The following is a 2,731-nucleotide window of genomic DNA, read 5'->3' as shown; positions in this document are numbered from 1 at the left end:
CACGATCGACACCGTCGTCGGCTATCTCCACCGACGACGACGGAGTGCGCTCCCGCTGACCGCGGGGGAGGCCGCGACTCTCGCGGTCGCGGTCGTGCGGGGGCGTGCGGCGGCTCCCTCCCGTGCCGCGGGCGCCCAGTGGCGGATCACCGCCGAGGGACGACCCGTCCTCGTGGACGAGCCCGGCGGTGACGACGTCCTCGAGGCGAGCGTCGCCGTCCTGGACGACCTCGCGTCACTCGTACCGCCCGACGTGCGCCCCGGGTTCGCTCGCCTGCGCGACGCTCTGCTCACCGACCCGCCGCCGACGTGGGACACCCTCGAGCGGCGCCTGCTCGCCGTCATCGAGCCGCAGCCGATCGTCCTCGGACCGCTGAGCCCGGCCATGCCCGACAGCACGCCGCCGCCGAACGTCAGCGGATCGGATGCCGAGCCCCCGCCGTTCCTCGCGGCAGTGCGTGCCGCCCTCGGACGTGTGCGGCCGCGGGTGCTGTTCGCCGGAGTCGGGGCCGCCGTGGTCGTCGTGGTGGTCGCGATGATGGTGACGACGCCGTCGGGCGAGCCTGGGGCTGCTGCGTCGTTCGGCGAGCCTGCGGCTGCCGCGGCGCCCGGCGGGGAGACGCCGGGGGCGGGGGCCGACCGCAGGGAGCAGAACGGAGCCGTGTCCTCTCGTGCGACTCCGACTGCGGAGCCGACGGACTCCTCGAGCAGCGCGGCGGAGTCAGGACCTGCCACGGCCTCGCGCGATGGGGTGGCGCCGCAAGCCTCCGACACCGCACCGGGCGGCGCGTCCGAGACGACGTCCGGCGACCTCGCCTCCGCGGCATCCGCCGTGCTGTCCTCGCTCGCCGCCTGCACGGACGACGTGTGTGCGGCTCCGCTTCGCGAAGCTCCGGCCGACCTTGCGGAACCCGCACCGCTGGATCCGCGAAACGCCCGACTCGACGTGATCGACGACTTCGGCGGGCTCGCCGTCGTCCGACTCACCGACGGGGAGCGGGCTCAGTACGTCACCCTCGTCCGGGGACAAGACCGATGGCTGGTCCGCTCCGTCAGAGACGTTGCGGACCAGCCATCATGAGCCGGTGTCGGCGGGGATCAGATCCCGAGGTCGCCCTCGAACGCCGCGGCCTCGAGGCGAGCCTTGACCGCACCGAGGAAGCGGGCGGCATCGGCACCATCGATGATGCGGTGGTCGTACGACAGCGCGAGGTAGACGTACGAGCGGACCGAGATCGCGTCCTTGCCGTCGACCGAGACCACGCCGGGCTTCTTCACGACCGCACCGAGGCCGAGGATGGCCGACTGCGGCAGGAAGACGATCGGGGTGTCGAACAGCGCGCCACGCGAACCGGTGTTGGTCAGCGTGAACGTGCCGCCCGCGAGCTCGTCGGGCTTCAGCTTGTTGTCGCGGGTGCGCGCCGCCAGATCGGCGATCTCGCGCGCGAGCTGGGCGATGTTCTTCTCGCCCGCATCCTTCACAACCGGCGTGAGAAGGCCCCGCTCGGTGTCGACCGCGATCGAGACGTTCTCGTGCGCCGGGTAGACGATCTCGTCGCCCTCGACCGTGGAGTTGATGATCGGGTACGTCTTCAGCGCCTCGACGGCGGCGAGGGCGAAGAAGGGGAGGAACGACAGCTTGTCGCCCGTCTTCTGCTGGAACTCGCCCTTCACACGGTCGCGCAGAGCCGCGACCTTGGTCACGTCGACCTCGACCACGGTGGTCAGCTGCGCCGTGGCCTGCATCGAAGCGACGGCGCGCTCCGCGATGACCTTGCGCAGACGCGTCATCTTCTGCGTGGTTCCCCGCAGCGGCGAGACCTCGACCGGCGCGGCGGGGAGCCGCGGCGCAGCGGCCGGAGCGGCGGACGCGGCCGGAGCCGCCTTCGCGGCCTCGGCGGCCTTCAGGACGTCTTCCTTGCGGATGCGACCACCGACGCCGCTGCCGCTGACGGTCGAGAGGTCGACGCCCTGCTGCTGAGCGAGGCGACGCACGAGCGGCGTGACGTAAGTGATCTCGTCACCGCTCGAGGCGGGAGCGGCCGCCGGGGCAGGCGCCGGAGCGGGGGCCTGCGGCGCCGGAGCGGCGGGCTTCTCTTCCGCGGCGGGGGCGGCGGGCTGCTCCTGCACCTCGGAGGGCTGGGGCTGCTGGATCGGCTCGGGCTCGATGGCCGGGGCGGGCTGCGCCTGCGCGGGGGCGGCCGCTCCGCTGCCGATGCGGGCGAGCGCGGAGCCCACGGCGACCGTCTCGTCCTCCTGGACGAGGATCTCCTGCAGGGTGCCCGCGACGGGCGAGGGGATCTCGGTGTCGACCTTGTCGGTCGAGATCTCGAGGAGCGGCTCGTCGACCGCGACGTCGTCGCCGACGGCCTTCAGCCACCGGGTGATGGTGCCCTCGGTGACGCTCTCGCCGAGTTCGGGGAGCTTGACCTCGGTCGCGTCGCTCGACGCGGCGGGAGCCGCGGGCTGCTCGGCCGGGGCGGCGGGCGCCGCCTCCTCGGCGGGCGCGGCCTCTTCGGCGGGCGCGGGCGTCTCTTCGGCGGCGGCGGCCGCGGGAGCGTCGTCCGCGGGAGCTGCACCCGAGCCGTCGCCGATCTTGGCGAGGATGGCGCCGACCTCGACGGTCTCGTCTTCCTGGACGAGGATCTCCTCGATCACGCCCGAGACGGGCGAGGGGATTTCGGTGTCGACCTTGTCGGTCGAGATCTCCAAGAGACCTTCGTCCTCCTGG

General features: G+C 73.1%; 2 protein-coding genes. One reads left to right on the top strand and one right to left on the bottom strand.

Going from position 1 to position 2,731, the window contains the following annotated elements; genetic code table 11:
• Positions 1–1,081, top strand: a 1,081-nt coding sequence (locus tag I5G_RS25840; protein WP_036327213.1) for a hypothetical protein, incomplete at its 5' end; no start/stop codon positions are given.
• A gap of 17 nt (positions 1,082–1,098) precedes the next feature.
• Here I5G_RS25840 and sucB read toward each other — a convergent pair.
• Positions 1,099–2,731 (bottom strand): 2-oxoglutarate dehydrogenase, E2 component, dihydrolipoamide succinyltransferase (gene sucB / locus I5G_RS08935; protein WP_022878754.1); only part of this gene is annotated, 1,633 nt, incomplete at its 5' end.

The sequence above is a fragment of the Microbacterium sp. B19 genome (assembly GCF_000333395.1).
Classification (GTDB): Bacteria; Actinomycetota; Actinomycetes; order Actinomycetales; family Microbacteriaceae; genus Microbacterium.
This window is presented reverse-complemented; position numbering and strand designations above follow the sequence as displayed.